Consider the following 17744-nt stretch of genomic DNA (forward strand, 5'->3'; position numbering starts at 1 on the left):
CTCTCGCCACCTATATGGTGAAATCGATGGGGTTTGATGAGATTCGACATCAGCGGAACCGCGCCCAAGAATTCTTTCAAAATGTGATTTCTGCTGAGGAATTTTTAGCCGGTTGTGATATGAATGTGAAAAAGACGGTAACAGATGGCATTGTCAAGTTATTTGATAGTCGCAAAGAGGCGTTATGTCGGTCTTAAGAGGAGACAGGGGACGGGGAATAGGCAACCATGCAAGATCTCCCCATTACCCCCTATCCCCACCTCCAGTCCTCCCAACTCCCTACCTCCCTATCTCCCTATCTCCCTTCTTTTTTCCAGCGTTCTGTACCTTTTTTTGTGGGTAAACCTGCCGCATTAAACGTCCAGATATCGCCTTTATTTTGAGGGCCGTAACTGAGATGAATCGGTCTATTTTGACCATAAAAATACAAAGAATCAAAAGGCAACTTTTGCGCGATTATCCAATCGACTAATTCACCACTGTCTAAATCTTTGATTTGACAATCACAAGCCGCCCCCAATCGCTCACAATAATATCGACCATTTTTTTTGACTTCATGGGCGATGTGTTGATCTAGATTCGGTGCAACTCGACCATTTTTGAGTCCGGTAATCGGATCTTTTTTTTCAAGAAATCGTTTTAAATCCTTTGAACAAAATCCATAAGTCAGTTGAAATTGTTCGAGTCCAAAATGATCAATAATCGGATCAATAATCCACTGATTTAATGCTTGAATCGCGACAATGCTTATCTGAGAATCGGGATAGGGATTAATCTGAGTGGCATACTTTTGATAGGTCTGAGTACAAGTACAAAAGGATTCCAGAGTGAGATACTTTCCCAGTTTTACATCTTTCATCGTTCTTTGGGACTTTTGAACTATGATGGAATTGAAGCCTAAATTAAACCAGAGTCTATTAGAGTGTCAAGGAAAACAACAAAAACAGTGCAGTTTGAGGTGATGACCAATTGTACAATCCCCACTGAAACGATGAGTCATTACCTGTTAGATTTCGCGATTCGCATAAAACGTGGATGAGATAGAATACTACTACCAAATCTTAAATCTTCAGCCGGGTGCAACGCTTGAGGATGTCAAACAGGCTTATCGAAATTTGGCTTTAATTTGGCATCCCGATCGCTATCCTCATGATTCTCGCTTGCAAGTCGAAGCTGAACAAAAATTTAAAGAAATTAATTACGCTTATGTTCGGTTGCGATCGCTATTGAGTGATCCTCAGTTTTCTGTTTCTCGCCTACAAACCCCGCCTAGTCGTAATTCTCCACACCCCACGTCGCCCGATTTCAATTTTCAAACTTCGACGGTTGATCCGAATACCCCTCCACCTGTTGATTCTCCTGTCTCAGAGCCAGATTCCCCTCTAATTCCGTGGGGATGGCTAGCAGGTACTTTTTTAGGGTACACCCTAATGGGATGGATTTTAACCACGTTATCCGTTCCCTTGTGGAATGAAATTCTCGCCCTAATCTTATGGTTAATTATTGCGATTTCCGCCTCCTGTGGAGAAAGGTTTGAACATTCCTGGTTTATTGCTTTAATGATTGCGGGTGGAATAGCCGGATGGGTGACGGGAAATCAAGCAGGTGGAATGGTAACAGGAAGTGTTTGGGCGATGATTGGGATGGTATTAGGCGCGATCGCAGGTTCACAAGCTCGAATCAAAGCGGTTTTATGGATACTCACCCTCGCTGGAATTTCTGCGATCGCGGGATTAGTCGCCGGGAGCAAAACGGGAGATTGGCGCGGATCGCTGTTGGGCGGTATTCTAGGAGCAGTCATGGGGGCGACAATGGGAATGATTTGTGATCGAGCTTTCCAGACAAAAGGTCGGAGCAAAAGTCGTGTCGGAAGCGTCTTTGGTTTTGGGTTCGGAGCTTATATCGGTGCATGGACGGGTGCAGGACAAAATGCCGTGATTCGAGCCATTGAAAAAACAGGCTTAGAAGTTATTTTTGGAGCATGGGGTGCAATTGTTGTCATTTCTGGAGTCATTGCACAAATGGTTGCCGGAGAAAAATTAATTGAATCTTTTCATGGATTTTATACTTTTATGATTCTCGCTACAACTTCTGGTTTAGGATTAACACTCGGATACTGGCTCGCAAATAAAGGTTGATTTTGCTATTCCCTACTGATTCAAACAATAACGACAAGAATGAGAGTTTACGGACACAGGTATTGCTTGGGTGGACAACGATGGAACTCAATTTACGCAGATTTTTTCGGGCATCTAATCCCGCAAAAACATTAAATTTTGGTACAATAGAAGACCGACAATACTATATTGATTTTTCTGAAGTTCGGGGCGGAAAACTAATTGAACAAGTTGCCCGGACAATTACCCGCCTGTCTCCAGAAAATCCAACTTGTCAGCTTTTTACCGGACATATTGGTTCGGGGAAATCAACAGAATTATTACGACTGAAGGCAGAGTTAGAAGAACAAGACTTTCATGTTGTCTATTTCGAGTCGAGTAAAGATCTCGATATGGCGGATGTAGACATCACGGATATTTTGCTGGCGATCGCTCGTCAGGTTAGCGAGAGTATAGAACAACTCCAGATCACATTACAACCCACCAGATTTAAAGCCTTGCTTCAGGGTTTAGCAAATGTTCTACAAGCCCAGATTGATATTCAAGCGGATCTGCCAGCATTAGGAAGTGTGAGTGGGAATACAAAGGAAGAATTTTCTCTATCGTTGGGAATTGGTAAAATTACCGCTAAAGCTAGAGATAGTCGCGACCTGCGGACTCGGTTACGACAATATTTAGAACCGCGTACCAACACCATTTTACAAGCGATTAATCAAGAATTGCTCACACCGTCTATTGAACAACTAAAGCAGCAAGGTAAACAAGGATTGGTGGTGATTATTGATAACTTAGATCGAATTATGAGTTCGAGAACCGCCACCGGAAGACCCCAACCTGAATATTTATTTATTGATCGCGGTGATCAATTAAATCAGTTAGGCTGTCATGTTGTTTATACGATTCCTTTGGGATTAATTTTCTCGAATGATTTAGGACGACTCACCAATCGTTTTGGCGGTGATCCGAAAACTTTACCGATGGTTCCAGTTCGTTTTACTGATGAAACGCCCTGTGAGGAAGGGATTGAATTGTTGCGACAAATGGTTATGGCGCGCTCATTTCCTGAAGTTAAACCCGATGAATATTCTAGCTTAATTCCTCAAGTTTTTGATCAACCGGAAACTTTAGAACGCTTGTGTATGATGAGTGGAGGTCATGTGAGAACGTTGTTAGTTTTGTTGTATAGCTGTCTTCAAAAAGAAGATCCACCACTTTCGAGAGAGGCTTTAGAAGATGTGATTTTACAACGTCGTCATCAGTTATTATTAGCGATTGAAGCCAATGAATGGGAAATGTTGCGTCAGGTGGGAAAAACTAAAAAGTTGAGTGGTTTAACGGATTATCAAACTTTACTGCGGAGTTTGTGGGTGTTTGAATACCGTTATCGTAAAGATTTTTGGTTTGATGTTAATCCTATTTTGGTTGAAGCCCCAGAATTTCAAAGTTAGTGAGTGTTGAATCCGTTACCAGGGGGATGTCATAATAACAAAAGCGTTAACCTGAATAGATTGATGATTCAAGGAACAACAAAACTTTTGGGTGTGATTGGCGATCCGATTGAACATTCTCTGTCTCCGGTGATGCACAATGCAGCAATTGCTGAGATGGGAGTAGACTATGTTTATCTTCCTTTTCCGATTCATTCCACTGATTTAGATGCGGCTTTAGCAGGATTTGCAGCGATTGGTGTTCAAGGATTTAATGTGACGATTCCTCACAAACAAGCGATTCTTTCTCGACTCTCTAAAGTTTCCAAAATAGCCGAAGCAGTAGGCGCGGTGAATACGGTTTGGCGAACTTCTGAGGGTTGGGAAGGAACAAATACTGATGTGGTTGGATTTCTCGCACCGCTACAAAATATTAACACATTTTGGTCGGAAAAAACAGCCGTTATTTTAGGAAATGGCGGGGCTTCTCGGGCGGTTGTGGCTGGATGTGCGGAGTTAGGAATGACTGAGATTTATGTGATCGGAAGAAATCGACAAAAGTTAGAAGTCTTTCAGCAAAGTTGGTTAGAGTCTCCTTTCTCTTTATCGCTACAAATTCAAACTTGGGAGAATTTAACTGATATAATTCATCAAGCGGATTTACTCGTGAATACAACGCCAGTGGGGATGTATCCTCATGTCGAAAATTCTCCGGTAACAGCCGCCGTGATGGATCGGCTAAAATCGGATGCGATCGCTTATGATTTGATTTATACTCCTAACCCGACTCAATTTTTATCGCTAGCGAAAGCCAAAGGTGCAATTATTATTGATGGTTTAGAAATGTTGGTTCAACAAGGTGCATCCGCGTTACAACTTTGGTTAAAACAATCAGTTCCAGTTGAGGTGATGCGTTACTCACTTCAGAAAAAGTTAGGATTGTTGTGATCATTTTACCTCAGAAAGTTCAGAAATAGTTGTTCTCATCTAATTTCCCATCAAATCTATGATCAAATTTTGGATTAATTCACGATAATTTTGTTAGATATCTATTGTAAAATAACCTCCTTTTCAACAACATCCAAAAAAAACTTAATTTTAATTCATCTACTTTGACTACATTTCTTCCAAATGGGATAAACTGCGTTTCCCCGGAACTAAACCTCGACGGTCTGAAGTAATTGCCGATCGCATAAAACGACTTAAATGTTGTAAATTAGGATGAGCGGGTAATAATTCTAACTGTTGTAGCGCTTCTTCGAGTCGATAGCCGGAACGATACAAAATCCGAAATGCTTTTTTCAACAGCACTAAATCTTCTGGGGTGAAACCTGCCCGTTTTAAACCAATCGTATTCAGCGATCGCACTTTTGGGGGTGTTCCTTCTACTATCATAAATGGGGGTACATCTTGAACAATGCGCGTCAATCCAGCAATCATTGCTAGTTTACCAATATGAACAAATTGATGCACACCCACCAGCCCACTAATTCGGGCTTGAGACTCAATATGAACATAACCCGCCAATGCCACACTATTAGCAATAATAACTTGATTTTCAATCACACAATTATGAGCCAGATGAGAATAAGCCATTAACAGATTTTGATTTCCTAAAATTGTGGCTTGACCTTCATCAGTCGCGCGGTTAATGGTGACATATTCTCGAATCAAATTATCATTGCCAATTTTAACAAAAGTCTTCGCTCCGGTATACTTAAGATCTTGAGGTTCAGTTCCAATAACTGCACCGGGAAAAATTTGATTGCGATCGCCGATTTCTGTCCAGCCCTCAATCACGACATGAGGGCCAATGGTTGTATCACGCCCTACCTTAACATTTTCCCCAATCACAGCATAAGCTCCCACTTGTACACTGGGGTGTAGTTGTGCTTTGGGATGAATAACAGCCGTTGGGTGAATTAAGGTGATCATAGAGATTTGTAATATTTTAGGGTTGGTGATATGGGGTGATTTCAGAATGTTTAATTTAATCCGATGATCTTCAATCACCAGACAACGCTTTAGTCGATGCTAGAAAACATCAATTCGCCTTCACAAGCCCGTTTACCATCGACTTCGGCTTTGGCTTGAACTTTGGCGAAACGACGGCGTTTCAAAGAAAGTATATCAACAGTCATAATCAGTTGATCGCCGGGAACGACTGGACGACGAAATCTGACTTTATCGATGCCTGCAAACAGGAACAAGTTCCCATCCACATCAGGAATTTGGGTTAAAACAACCCCCGCGACTTGGGCCATCGCTTCGACGATCAAGACTCCGGGCATAATCGGTTTTCCGGGAAAATGCCCTTGAAAATGAGGTTCATTGAAGGTGACATTTTTAATTCCCACCGCCCGTTTACCGGGTTCATACTCAATGACGCGATCAACGAGGGCGAAGGGGTAACGATGGGGTAATAGCTTTTGAATGTCTTCGACACCCATAACAGCTTGAACGACTTTTGTCGCGGTGCCGTTGGGGGTTTCAACAGGGTTAGAGTTAACAGGATCGGATTTTACGTCTGACATTTGATCAAATTCACAGTTTCTAGTTAGCTTCCCATTTGTCGGTTAGCGATCGCAACAAAGTTCAGCGCGCGCACCGCTTCAGAGGGCGGCTAAGGCGGCTGCTTGAATGCGTTGAACCAGTTGGGTATGTAGGTGGTGTCCAGCTTTGTAAGCCAAGTAATGAGCTTGGGGAATAACTCCCAACAAGCTTAGATCCCCTACTAAGTCTAAAATTTTATGACGGACGGGTTCATTTGAAAATCTCAAGGGGGGATTTAACCAACGGTCGTCGCCGCAAACCAAGGCATTATCGAGGGTTCCGCCTTTGATTAATCCGGCTTCTTGCAGGTGGTGAACTTGTTTTTCGAGAACGAAGGTGCGGGCCGGGGCGATCGCTGTTGTAAAGTCTTCTTGTTGAGGGGTCCAACTGTACCATTGTTGACCAATCGCCGCCATTTCAAAATCTATGGCGTAGCTAAAGCGAGTTTCGTCTGCGGGGATAGCCATCACAAAAGCATCGCCTTGACGCACGATTATTTCTTGGGTAATGGGTATGATTGGGGTGGTTTGGGAGGTGACTGCGAGTCCTGCATTGGCGATCGCCTCTGCCCAAATTTTAGCTGATCCGTCTAACAACGGAATTTCTGGGCCGTCAATTTCGATGCGGGCGTGATTGACTCCCAGGAGTGTTAAGGCTGATAATAAATGTTCAACGGTACGAATACTAGGTTTTAAGTGAGGATTTGAATTGTTAATGTGATCGGCAATTGCGAGTTCGGTAGAAAGGGTGGTGGAAACCACTGATTTAATTGTTGCTGGAATAATTGGTTCTTCGGGTAAATCAACCCTGACAAAATAGCGTCCAACGGCGGAACTGGGTAAAATCCGAACGGTTGTTTTTAAGCCGCTATGTAAGCCGATACCGGACTGAATGATTTCCGAGGCTAGGGTATGTTGAGTGTTTTCTGTCATTTGTTATCCTTTGACTGTAAGTTCTGATTATTGTTGCTGAATTTAACATTTTTGTTTAATCTAAAAGTGCGTGAGCAGAGAATCAAAGGTCGCTAGAAACTGGGTTGTTTTGCCAATGAGTGTTTAAGTTCCTAGAAAATCAGCAAGTTTTAATTACAGATTAATCACAGATTATCATGGAAACTCAATTTTTGTGGACTCAAAACTGGTATCCTGTTATTCCCCTCAGTTATTTGGATGTCTCTCACCCGACTGCTTTGACACTTCTTGGTAAAAAGTTAGTGATTTGGAGGGATGGAAATCAACAGTGGAAGGTGATGGATGATGTCTGTCCTCATCGACGGGTTCAGCTTTCTTTGGGAAGTATTAATACTGAAGACGGGACTCTCGTTTGTCGGTATCATGGTTGGTGTTTTGATGGAGAGGGAATCTGCACGAAAATTCCGATGTCAACGGATGAAATGTTAGAACAAACAGCTATAAAAAATCCGCGATCGCAAGTTCAAATTTATCCGACAAAAATATTAGAAGGATTGCTTTGGGTTTGGCCGGATAACTGTTCGACGGCGTTTGAAGATTGTCAGTTAAAACAACCTGCAACTATACCAGAATGTGACCTTGATAGTGATTCGACGGATTGGTTTATGAGTGATGTTCCTGTCGGTTATCGAGTCTCTGTAGAAAGTAGTTTTGATCCGTCTCACGCCCAGTTTTTGCATGAGGGTTTAATGATATTTTCTCCGCAAACTGCTATCCCAATTCAGGAGTTTAAGCAAGTGGGAGAAATGTCAGCCCAGATGGGTTTTATACTCAAGCATACGGGCTATAACGTCTTTAACCAGGATATGGAAGCCACACGAACGTTTACGCCGCCTTGTTCTAATACAACAATTTATCGCCATCCTCACGGGAGAACGGATTTTTTTCAGCTTTATTTTATTCCAACTCAAGCGGGTTCTTGTCGGTATATTGGTAAGTTTTTTTCGAGTGAAACATTCCCACAAAAAAACAATATATTGAGTTTAATTTTTAAGATTTTACCACCTGATATCCGAGTCGCACAACAACATTTACAAGGTTACAAACTCGGCGATCAAGATTTAACTGCGTTACATTCTGAAGATGTTATTTGTACAACTCAACCTGAAAATAATTATTATCTACCTACAGTTTCGGATATGGGAGTAATTACGTTTAGAAAATGGCTAGATAAATTTGCAGGTGGCGAACCGTTTGAGAACGATAATATTAAAGAATTATCTAGTGAACAACTCTACGACAGATGGCATCGACATACCAAGCATTGCCCAACTTGTCGAAAGGCAGTTTTAAGGCTAGAAAAAATCCGCTCATTTTGTCAGTTTTCAGCCATTATATTCTTGATTTTAGCATTAGTAATTATCCCGTTTGGAATTTCTGCAAAGTTCAGTTTGTCATTAGTAATCCTCGCGGGATTAAGTTTATTTGGTTTGTTTGCATCTGATCATATTCGGCATTTATTTCTCAGTAGTATTCCCTCAAAAGGTTTACCTATTGTCAAGCTTTATTCTTAAATTGTTTAGCTTAAATCTCGTTTTTTGTTCAACTGGGGTTGAAGCTAAGGTATTGACATTAGAGAAGCAGCCGTACAAACACGCATCATCATTTCATCAGTTGCTGCATCATAAATTGAATACAGGTTGCCATCATCAATGGCTGACGGGGGTGCAATATTATCAATTTCATTATGATTTGAAGCCCCAAGAATATACCACTGCCAAGTCCGACAATGACTTTTAGCATACACCATTTCATCGCCGACTTTGTAGGTAAATAAAGTTTCCCCTTTATCATATAAACGAATACTGTACATGGAAACATCAAGATAAAGTTTTTTTCCCATTGATTCTCCCATATACGACCAAGAAAAAGAAGAGTTTTGGGCGACAGCTTGCGGGGGATGTACCAATCCTAATGTTGTCACAACAATCGCAAGAGTTTTAGCAATAGATTTGATATTCATAATCCGAATCCAGTTAGACGGCTACTTATTGGTTACGAATACCTCGCCCTAAAATCAGCATATTTATCAAAAATATTTGTTAAAATTCATAAGTTACTTCTAAAATCTCCGTATATTCAAACTCATTGGGACTATGTTTCACCAAAGGATAACAAATTCCGCCTAATTCAATCGAGTCTTCTTCACAATCGGTTTTAGGGGAATTATAAGACAAAATATATTCTTTTCCAATGCGTTTTTCCATTTCTTGGGCGACTTCTCCCCGCCATTGAGTTTTCGTGACTAAGACAATTAATTGATTGGCTAATTCGGGAATAATTTTAGCAATTTGACGACGATAAATTTCATCTAAACTCCCAAACGGAGAATCCATGACAATCGGAAATGTACTGCTATCTGGCCCCATTAGGGTGTTTTTTTGACTCCATTCTCGCACGCCTTCAATAATTCCCCCAATAAAAGATAAGCTAAGAATTTGATTTTCTCCGGTAGAAGCGGCGACTTGGGCTTCTTCTCCGGCTGTAGTTTCCACTAATTTTAATTCATAGTTTTCAGTCAGCTTAGGAAGATAGGGAGTAAAGGAAATTCGACTAAAAATATTTTGAACTCGACTTTCGAGTTGACACCGAAATTGTTGATCTAAGCGATCTTTCACTTGAGTTAAACGGGTAATTGCATCTTGAGTTTTTTCAATTCTTCTTTGGGCTAAAACTTGTTTCATTTCGTTCATTTTTAGCTTATCAATCTGTTTATCTAGTTGACTAACTGAACTTTTAGCCGTTTCGATTTGTTGTTGATTTGAACCCGTTTCTCGGTTGAGGTTATTAATTTTAGTTTCAACTTCATCCAAACGTTTTTGGAGTTGTTGAATATCTTCATCGGGGTAACTTCTCAACTTCTTTTTAACATCATCAAGTTGAGTTTCAATTCGAGATAACTCTGTTCTGTTTTGATTTAAGTTTGCTTGTTGTTGATCGACTTTTTGCCAAAATTCAGGAACTCGTTTTTCAATTTCATCGACTTGGGTACTCATGCGGATGGCTGTTTCTTCTACATCTGCCACTCCAGCTTTTCCTAACCAACTTTCGACTTGTTTTCGGTTAGGTGTTTCAGGGGTTAATTCACTCCCACAAATACAATGCTGTTGATGGAGTAAATCTTGAATAAATTGTCGGGTAATTCCCGTTTGAAGTTCTCCTTTTTCTCTCAACTGTTCAAATTGTTCTCGGAATTTAGGAATTGCTTCTGAGAGGAAAACAGTATACCCTCGTGTAGAAATCTCTTGACGAATCGTTTCATTTGCTTGTTGAAGTTGTTGTCGAATCAGTTTTGCTTGTTGTTCGAGTTCATCTCGGCGTTGTTGTAATTCTCCAGCCCCTTTTAAGTCTAATAAATGACTGCTAAGGGTTCTTTTTAGTTCGTTTTGATGATCTAACTCTTGTTCGATTTCGGTTTGACGCTGATTGAGTCGATCTATTTCTTGTTCTAGTTTTTTCTTGTCTTTGATGTATTTTTTTGTTTCTGCATCTCCAATTAAACTCAGATCGGTTTCTAGGGATTTTCTCGCTTCTCCTAAATGTTTAATCGCTCGATTTAAGACTTCTACACCTAATAATTCTTTTGTAGCTTCGGCAATTTCAGCTTTTTTATCATCCCGAACAATTTGTTCAATTCGTTCACCATCAAAGAAGAAATATTGATGTAAACTTATTGGTAAAATTCGATTAATAATATCATCAGGATGTTGAGGCGGTATTGTCCAACGTCCATCATCTCCCGCCACTTGCATATACAATTCACTGGGAGATTGTTCGATTTCTTTGTTGTTTTTATACGCCCGACAAACTCGTTTGACTTGATAGCGTTTATTGTCATGTTTAAAGACAACTTCAACCCAACACAGCACAGGTTTTCCGGGTTCTGATTCGGCGATCGCTCTTTTATTAACTAAAGACTCAGAAGCGGCAAATGCTGCACTAAATTTATTATAAAATACCCAAGTAAAAGCATTCATTAATGTTGTTTTTCCAGCCCCATTATTCCCATGAATAATCGTCGTATTCCGAACTCCCGAAGCTAAAATAATTTCAGGGGTTTGACTGTAGAGTTGACGAAAATTGCAGAGACGAATTGAAATCAGTTTCATTGCACCACTTCCTTAATAATTTTGAGGATATCATCATTAATATTACGAGGTATTTTCATATAGAGTTTATCGCGTTCAGCTTGTAAGACTCGTTCAATTATTTCTTGCACTTCTGGAGACGCATCGGCTAAGGGATCTTGAATGATCTTCGAGTCACTTTCTGTCTGATAAGATGATTTTTTCTCAGCACAAACATTAGAAATTGTGCGAATTAAACTTTCAGAATAGTACAAACTCATTGTATGGAGGTTTAATGATCTCTATATTTTACTGTATCACGGATCAAATTTAATGAGAGTGATTTTAACTTTTATTCAAACGGAATCAAAGATCTAACAAACCATATCGCTTTTGTAATTTTAGTAATTGCATTCTAGCTTCTCCGGCGTTATCGGCTAAATCGGCAAATTCTAAAAACCGTTTTAACTCTTTTCTCAATAAATTACGTTCAACTTCTAGGGTGTCTCGTCCCAAATCTGGCGGAAGAACAATCATATCAAATAAAGTTGCTCGTTCTTTGTGGGGATGAGGGCGCAAAATTCGTCCCCGACGTTGGACAAATTGACGGGGATTACTACTACTAGCGAGAATCACTGCATTTTGAATGGCTGGAATATCAACCCCTTCATCTAAACAGCGAATTGCCACTAACCCTTGTAATTCTCCGCTTTCAAACTGATGACGAAGCTTTTCTCGTTCAATTAACGGGGTTTCTGCGGTATAAGTATTCACCCGATAACCGAGTTTCATTCCTAACAATTCTACCGTTGCTTCTAACTGACGAGTTGAGGAAAATTCACTACTTTCCATACTCCCATCTCCACAATAAAACAAAGTATGAGTCGTCTGTAAACGACTTTTCATTAACTGATGCAAGGCTTGAATTTTGTTAGAAGCTGACCCAATCAATCGCGCCCGTTGGATTAATAAAGCTGTAATTGTTTCATTTTTATTGAGATTTTCTTCATCCATCAATGCCCAACCAATCCGAGTTGTTAACCGAGAATAGGCGCGACTTTCAGCTTCAGTTAATTCGACTAAAATCGGATAATAAAGATAGTGAACTAAAGCCCCCTGACAAATTGCATCGGCGAGGGTGAGTTCGGGTTGCAAAACAGAACCAAAATATGCGATAATAGAATCAGTTCCTTCTTCATCAAAGTGACGTTCAGGTGTGGCGGATAACCCCAAACGTAACCCGATATTTCGAGGTAAACTTTCTTCTAAACGGGGTGAACCTAAGTTATGAACTTCATCGCCAATAATTAGGGTTTTTTCGGGAAAATAGCGCAGTTGAGACTGAAACCCCTCAGAAATTAAAGTGGCGTTTGTGGTAATAACAGTCAGAAACGGTTGAAAACCGGAACCAATATTATAAAGTTGGGCAGACAGTTGACGTTGCCAGTTGTGAACACTTTCAAAGGCTAATAGGGGTATTAAGCCAAATTTTTCCGCCTCTCGCGCCCATTGCGTCACCAGATGACAATAGGGACAAATAACCAGTAAAACCTGTAGGTTAATTTTTTGATAAAGTTCAGTGGCAATGGCTAAAGCGGTAATCGTTTTACCACTTCCAGTTGCCATTTTTAAGGTTCCCCGTCCCTGATTTGCAAACCAACTTTGAACTGCTTTTTTCTGATAAGATCTCAGTTGAATAGAAGCCGGAAGTCTGGGAACTCCGAACAAAGATACATCCTCTAATGGTAGATTCACCGATGACTAAAGCTGACTAAAAAAGCAAAAGAGAGAATAGGGAATTAAATGCCGGATGTATAACCTTTATTTTATAAAGAGTTTTGTTGGAGTTTAAACCCCTAAATTGTCTCCAGATTAAAAGAAGAATTTTATTTTATTGAGATTCCCAATCGGGACAAGTATCATCTTCAACCCCGGTTGGGTGCATAGCACAAACCAGCAAATTTCCCCCGTACACATGACCATGATAATGTTGACAACCCCGACAAGCCGAATACTGAGTAGAGGTTGGATGAACATAGGTTACAAAGGGTTCAAACTCACTCTCGTCGAATTCTAATTCTAGATCGAAGTAGATATCAAGAATCGGTTCAACAATTTCATTGAGATATTCTTCCAATTCGGGAAAGATTTTATTGTGAACTTCTTCGGTCATTTCTTCTGAAAACTTAGTCAGTTCATCAACCATCTGATCCCAGTCTCTACTAATATCAGTGAACAACTTTTCGACTTCATACACTGCCGTCCCAACGGCTTCAAAAAAATCTTTTGACCAATCTTCCATCAGATTTGCCACCTGCGTATTAATAATCTTTCAGACAAAGCCATAAAGAATAGGTTTCATCTGGAAATCCAGTATAACACTGCCATCTACCTAGACTGGGCAGAATTTACTCTCGTTTAAGACGACGCAGTTCTTCCTGTAAATTTTGTACCTGTTGACGTAATTGATCCGCCGGGTCAACGGACGGAGACTCATCATCTTCAGCGTCAATGATCTCAATTTGACGGGGTTCTGGGGAATTTTGAGTTGAACTTTTCCCTTGGGGAGGTTGTTGTTGAGCTTGCTTGAGAGTATCTTCTACAAAACGACGAGCTTCATCGGTCGTCATCTCGCCTCGCTTCACCAATTCATCAGCAAGTTTTTGAGCCTCGGTTCTCAACTCTGCCATGTTCTTAGCCGCTTTCTCGCCTGCATAAGCAGCTAACCCAACACCTAAGTAAACAGCTTTCTGGACGAGATCTCCTAAACCTCGGGGTTGCATAATGCCTCCTATCTGCCTACAGACAAAAGTGGCCCGGAGCCTACGCCTATCTAGAGCATCCCGTGTTGCTGCTACCTTCCGGTCCTGACAAGATTTGGGCGTCTTGACCGCGTAGATCCGAGCCACTTATTAGCTTAACACAAATTTTTAATTTTTTCGACTTCATTCGACAACAACACACCATTCGAGAAGTTCATAGCTGACGCAGCCATTTTGAACTAGGGGGTCTTGCTCAACTATCGCCTTGGCTTCTTCCTTTGACGCCGCCTCAAACAGAAGCATTCCCCCGCCTCGCTTCCCCCAGTAGCCGGTTTTGGCTTTGTGTCCTTTGGCGATTAACGCTTTGACGTAGGCGACATGAGCCGGAACATACTGATCAAAGACTGGTTTTTCGACAATTCCTTCTTCTATTTTGACAAACCAGGGCATTTGTGTTACAGAGTAAGATTAGGTTTTTAATTCATTATCCAATGTTTCTGAACTCCGACTGTTTAGATGGATACGCTTCTAAGCTTTCAGGTCGAGACGAATCAGAAACAGTTAACTTTTGTAGTTTACTCCACATTTTAAACTGATCATTTTTTAAGAAATAAAATCTTTACAATCCTGGAGAATGAATTGACTTCCCCTCCAATTCCTTTAGTCTTCCAATGTCTCAACAGTCAACACTTGAGGAGGTGAAGCATCGGGAGGGTAAAGAAAATCAAATTCAACCCGTCGTTGTTGTTGCGGTTCAATTTCCAATTTCACTAACGGTTCCCCCCGTTGTCCTCGTTTTTGCACCAAATGAATATATCGCGTTTGACGCTTTCCCCGATCATTAATATAGCGAAATCTAACTGTTCCCCGAAAAAAAGTTTGAGGCGCAACTGGTTCTAAAAATCGTAATCCCTTTTGAGATAACTCATCTTCTTTTAGGGGCGTTTGTAAAGTTAAAATGACTGTTTTGGTTTGATTGCTGGGATTATAAAGCGGTAAATCTAAACTGTATTGAACCCCATAATTTCCGTGTGCTTGATAAGCCGTATCAGGATAACGGACTAACATTTCAGCACTTTGATTTTGATTCGTTCCTAACTGTCCTTTCGGTAAGGTACTCATTCCATAGGAAAACGCCTCTCCCGCTTGAGGAATTGTTAAATAAGAATCCCCCGAATTATCCACTAATTCAGCATTCCAAACCGAACCTCTCGCCACACCCGCAACCCGTCCATAAATAATCTGATTAACGTTTGTATTGGGAGGAGTTGGAACGCGATCGCGAGGCGTTGATAACCGTCCATTTTTCAACAAACTTTTCCATTCAGATAACGAGGGAGACGGTTCATTTCCATTGCGTTCTCTCCTGGCATATTTCGCCAAACTCGCCACATAAACCTCCCCATTACTTTCTAAACGCATATAAGTTGAACGACCATTTAAAGGCGGTTCTAAACTTCTCACCGGAATCGGTGCATTCAATAACATTCGGCTTTGTTGAGGTGGAATGATAATTTTTTTTGGGAAAATATTCTGTCTTTTTCCTCTTAAAACATCATTCATAACTCTGCTTCCTGGCCCCGCAAAAACCCTACCTTCTGGGTTGTCAACAACGGGCGGAAGTTCAATAAACGGTGCATCCGGTTGACTTAAATAACTCGCCCCTTGTAAAATTTCAACAGTTACAGGTTTATCATTTGGATTATGAACTAATATCCCCAAATAAAGCGTTCGTAAATCTTCCGGCGTTGGCGGTTTTGCGACGTGATGAGCAAAAATATCAAACCGTCCTTCAAACGCAAAATTCAAATGGGCTTCTGGATTTTTTTTATTCTCCGGTGGAAAGGTTGACAGTAAAATTCCTTCCGATAAAATTAACTCAGGACTATTACTATTAAAAACCGGAATATTATCTAACTCACCCGGTAACGGACGCACCTCTTGGGGTTTAACAATTTCTGTGGCGGGAGGGTGGGCTTGGCTGAAAAAAATAGACGTTAAAAATAGAGGTAAGATCATCTTTGCAATCAGAGGAACTGGTAACAGTTTAGACTGTTAATTTTATCAAAAAGTTCCTTCTTTTTTAGCTTTTTAATAAAATTTGGTTGTTAAACAATATATTTCAATCTCATCTGAAGTTGTTTTTAATGATACTTATATTATGACAAAATAGATATTTCCCGACTTTGAATTATTAGGAGGGATGATTAGGTGGTAATTCTAACGGAAGCGCCCCTAATAACCCTTTGCGAAAATCATTTAATAGATGACGAGCAGTACGTTCAATATCATCTTGATAAGAATGGGCTGCAAGTTGATGTAAATACAATTCTCCTGTGGTAAGATGATCGGGAGTAAAATTATAGCGATCGCCAAGCTTATTTTCTAACCCCAAATCTTGCAAAAACTCCACCAACGCCGCAGCAACTTCTTGATTTTCATAAGCCGCTTCGCCAATATCTTCACAAACCGCTAATTTTAACGCTTTTTCTTCATTATTAATCCTCGCCGGAATCACACCTGGCGCATCTAATAACTCAATTTGATCAGAAATTCTCACCCAACGAAGCGATCGCGTTACCCCCGCCCGTCTAGCACTATCAACGACTTTCCGCTTCAATAACCGATTAATTAAAGCCGATTTTCCTACATTCGGAAATCCCATCACAACCGCCCGCACCGGACGAGGAAGCATCCCTCGACTTTTGCGCTTTTCGTTCACGTCTTTCCCCACTTTTTTAGCGGCTTTCGCAACTTCCGCCACCCCCTGTCCCTGTTGGGCGTTGGTAAAATAGGGCGTTTCTCCCTGTTCAATAAACCAATCTTCCCATTGTTGCTTCACCTCTAGGGAAATCATATCCATGCGGTTAATCACTAATACCTTCGCCTTGCTTCCCACCCATTGAGGAACTTGAGGATGATGTGTTGTCAGGGGAATACGCGCATCCCGCACCTCCAATACTACATCAACCCGCTTGAGTTGTTCTTGGAGGTTACGTTCAGCTTTAGCGATGTGACCGGGATACCATTGAATAGCCATTTTAGGAAAGGGAATAGGGAACAGGGAACAGACAAGCTAGCAAGCTAGCAATAGGGAACGGGGAACAGGCAAGCTAGCAATAGGGAACGGGGAACAGGGAAAACACAGTCACCATCTCCCCACCTCCCCACCGATAACCCATCCGTTTCCATTCATCATTAACCCAAAAAACCCACCGATAACTCATCCGTTACCCATCCCCACCTCCCTATCTCCCTATCTAAAAGTTAGGGGACAACCAAAACTGGACAGGGAGAAAGATTAATCACCCGGTTGGTAACGCTATCAGCAACATTACCTTCGGCTAAACCTATCCCTCGACTGCCCATAACGATGAGATCCGCCTCAATTTCATCAGCGACATCACAAATAGTAAAGGCAGGTTTGCCCTCACGTTCGAGGGTTTTCACCTCAATTCCGGCTTTAACAAACATGGCTTGGGCTTCTGCGAGCAGTTTTTGAACCGCTTCTTGGGAAGTCATCTTCTCCGAATGGGGAGGTTCGCCCGTTTCGTCTTCCTCGGGTTCGAGGACAGCCAGAATCACCAGGTTGGCCTGGTAAGTTTTCACAATGTTAAGAGCCACATCAGCCGCTTCACGGGCTTCTCGGCTTTGATCTACAGGAAGTAAAACAGTCTTAAACATAACACGTCTGCTCCAAGACGCGGACTCCGGTAAAATGTTTACGGTGAACGGTATTGATGAAAAGATATCATCATATCGATTGATCGACCGCTTAAACGCTGTTAATCAGTCAGTAGCTCCGCCCCAATTTCATTTCAACTCAATCATAATAACCAATTAGGAG

Annotated in this window: 18 protein-coding genes, 1 other RNA gene and 1 pseudogene; 5 read left to right on the forward strand and 15 right to left on the reverse strand. The window is 41.1% G+C overall.

Annotated features, from left to right (window positions below; genetic code table 11):
* Window positions 1–197, forward strand: a pseudogene (locus tag M595_RS19925) (hypothetical protein); the annotation flags it as partial.
* 98 nt (window positions 198–295) lie between these two features.
* Here the strand turns inward: M595_RS19925 and M595_RS19930 are convergent.
* Window positions 296–859: a hypothetical protein gene (locus M595_RS19930; protein ID WP_023068239.1), complete on the reverse strand. Its 564-nt coding sequence runs from the start codon at window positions 857–859 to the stop codon at window positions 296–298.
* Between the two features lie 172 nt (window positions 860–1031).
* On the opposite strand from M595_RS19930, the gene M595_RS19935 reads away from it, so the two are divergent.
* From M595_RS19935 to M595_RS19945, 3 genes are all read left to right on the forward strand, one after another.
* On the forward strand, window positions 1032–2138 hold the full coding sequence (locus M595_RS19935; protein WP_023068231.1) for a J domain-containing protein: 1107 nt from the start codon (window positions 1032–1034) through the stop codon (window positions 2136–2138).
* Between the two features lie 80 nt (window positions 2139–2218).
* Window positions 2219–3565: a P-loop NTPase fold protein gene (locus tag M595_RS19940; RefSeq protein ID WP_023068263.1), complete on the forward strand. Its 1347-nt coding sequence runs from the start codon at window positions 2219–2221 to the stop codon at window positions 3563–3565.
* A 63-nt stretch (window positions 3566–3628) separates the two neighbouring features.
* On the forward strand, window positions 3629–4492 hold the full coding sequence (locus tag M595_RS19945; RefSeq protein ID WP_023068246.1) for a shikimate dehydrogenase: 864 nt from the start codon (window positions 3629–3631) through the stop codon (window positions 4490–4492).
* A gap of 168 nt (window positions 4493–4660) precedes the next feature.
* Here the strand turns inward: M595_RS19945 and lpxA are convergent, their stop codons facing one another.
* The 3 genes from lpxA to lpxC all read right to left on the reverse strand — a co-directional run bounded on the left by lpxA (window position 4661) and on the right by lpxC (window position 7029).
* Window positions 4661–5479: an acyl-ACP--UDP-N-acetylglucosamine O-acyltransferase gene (gene lpxA, locus M595_RS19950; protein WP_023068250.1), complete on the reverse strand. Its 819-nt coding sequence runs from the start codon at window positions 5477–5479 to the stop codon at window positions 4661–4663.
* 89 nt (window positions 5480–5568) lie between these two features.
* A complete protein-coding gene (gene fabZ / locus M595_RS19955; protein WP_023068256.1) occupies window positions 5569–6078 on the reverse strand; it encodes a 3-hydroxyacyl-ACP dehydratase FabZ in 510 nt (169 codons plus the stop codon).
* Between the two features lie 78 nt (window positions 6079–6156).
* Window positions 6157–7029 carry a UDP-3-O-acyl-N-acetylglucosamine deacetylase gene (lpxC, locus tag M595_RS19960; RefSeq protein ID WP_023068266.1) on the reverse strand — a complete coding sequence of 291 codons (873 nt, stop codon included), beginning with the start codon at window positions 7027–7029 and terminating at the stop codon, window positions 6157–6159.
* 176 nt (window positions 7030–7205) lie between these two features.
* On the opposite strand from lpxC, the gene M595_RS19965 reads away from it, so the two are divergent.
* Complete coding sequence (locus tag M595_RS19965; RefSeq protein WP_023068249.1) at window positions 7206–8582, forward strand: aromatic ring-hydroxylating dioxygenase subunit alpha; 1377 nt, start codon at window positions 7206–7208, stop codon at window positions 8580–8582.
* A 44-nt stretch (window positions 8583–8626) separates the two neighbouring features.
* On the opposite strand, the gene M595_RS19970 is transcribed toward M595_RS19965, so the two are convergent.
* The 11 genes from M595_RS19970 to M595_RS20015 all read right to left on the reverse strand — a co-directional run bounded on the left by M595_RS19970 (window position 8627) and on the right by M595_RS20015 (window position 17581).
* On the reverse strand, window positions 8627–9031 hold the full coding sequence (locus M595_RS19970; RefSeq protein WP_023068237.1) for a hypothetical protein: 405 nt from the start codon (window positions 9029–9031) through the stop codon (window positions 8627–8629).
* Window positions 9032–9110: 79 nt separating this feature from the next.
* On the reverse strand, window positions 9111–11177 hold the full coding sequence (locus tag M595_RS19975) for an AAA family ATPase (RefSeq protein WP_023068226.1): 2067 nt from the start codon (window positions 11175–11177) through the stop codon (window positions 9111–9113).
* Window positions 11174–11416, reverse strand: a complete 243-nt coding sequence (locus M595_RS19980) for a hypothetical protein (protein WP_023068238.1) — start codon at window positions 11414–11416, stop codon at window positions 11174–11176. Before M595_RS19980 ends, M595_RS19975 begins: the two co-directional genes overlap by 4 nt.
* Before the next feature lie 85 nt (window positions 11417–11501).
* Entirely contained in the window at window positions 11502–12863 is a 1362-nt protein-coding gene (locus M595_RS19985) for a DNA phosphorothioation system restriction enzyme (RefSeq protein ID WP_023068257.1), read from the reverse strand.
* A gap of 163 nt (window positions 12864–13026) precedes the next feature.
* Window positions 13027–13437 (reverse strand): hypothetical protein, encoded by a 411-nt coding sequence (locus M595_RS19990; protein WP_023068228.1) that lies wholly within the window; start codon window positions 13435–13437, stop codon window positions 13027–13029.
* A 106-nt stretch (window positions 13438–13543) separates the two neighbouring features.
* Window positions 13544–13918, reverse strand: a complete 375-nt coding sequence (locus tag M595_RS19995; RefSeq protein ID WP_023068236.1) for a phasin family protein — start codon at window positions 13916–13918, stop codon at window positions 13544–13546.
* Between the two features lie 27 nt (window positions 13919–13945).
* An RNA gene (gene ffs, locus M595_RS29515) (signal recognition particle sRNA small type) lies at window positions 13946–14042 on the reverse strand.
* 38 nt (window positions 14043–14080) lie between these two features.
* A complete protein-coding gene (locus M595_RS20000; protein ID WP_023068264.1) occupies window positions 14081–14347 on the reverse strand; it encodes a YciI family protein in 267 nt (88 codons plus the stop codon).
* A 210-nt stretch (window positions 14348–14557) separates the two neighbouring features.
* Window positions 14558–15913 carry a DUF3370 domain-containing protein gene (locus M595_RS20005; protein ID WP_040484400.1) on the reverse strand — a complete coding sequence of 452 codons (1356 nt, stop codon included), beginning with the start codon at window positions 15911–15913 and terminating at the stop codon, window positions 14558–14560.
* A gap of 178 nt (window positions 15914–16091) precedes the next feature.
* Window positions 16092–16937: a ribosome biogenesis GTPase YlqF gene (gene ylqF / locus M595_RS20010; RefSeq protein WP_023068260.1), complete on the reverse strand. Its 846-nt coding sequence runs from the start codon at window positions 16935–16937 to the stop codon at window positions 16092–16094.
* Window positions 16938–17164: 227 nt separating this feature from the next.
* Entirely contained in the window at window positions 17165–17581 is a 417-nt protein-coding gene (locus M595_RS20015) for a universal stress protein (RefSeq protein WP_023068258.1), read from the reverse strand.
* Window positions 17582–17744: the final 163 nt, after the last annotated feature.

The sequence above is a fragment of the Lyngbya aestuarii BL J genome (genome assembly GCF_000478195.2).
In the GTDB taxonomy this organism is placed as follows: Bacteria; Cyanobacteriota; Cyanobacteriia; order Cyanobacteriales; family Microcoleaceae; genus Capilliphycus; species Capilliphycus aestuarii.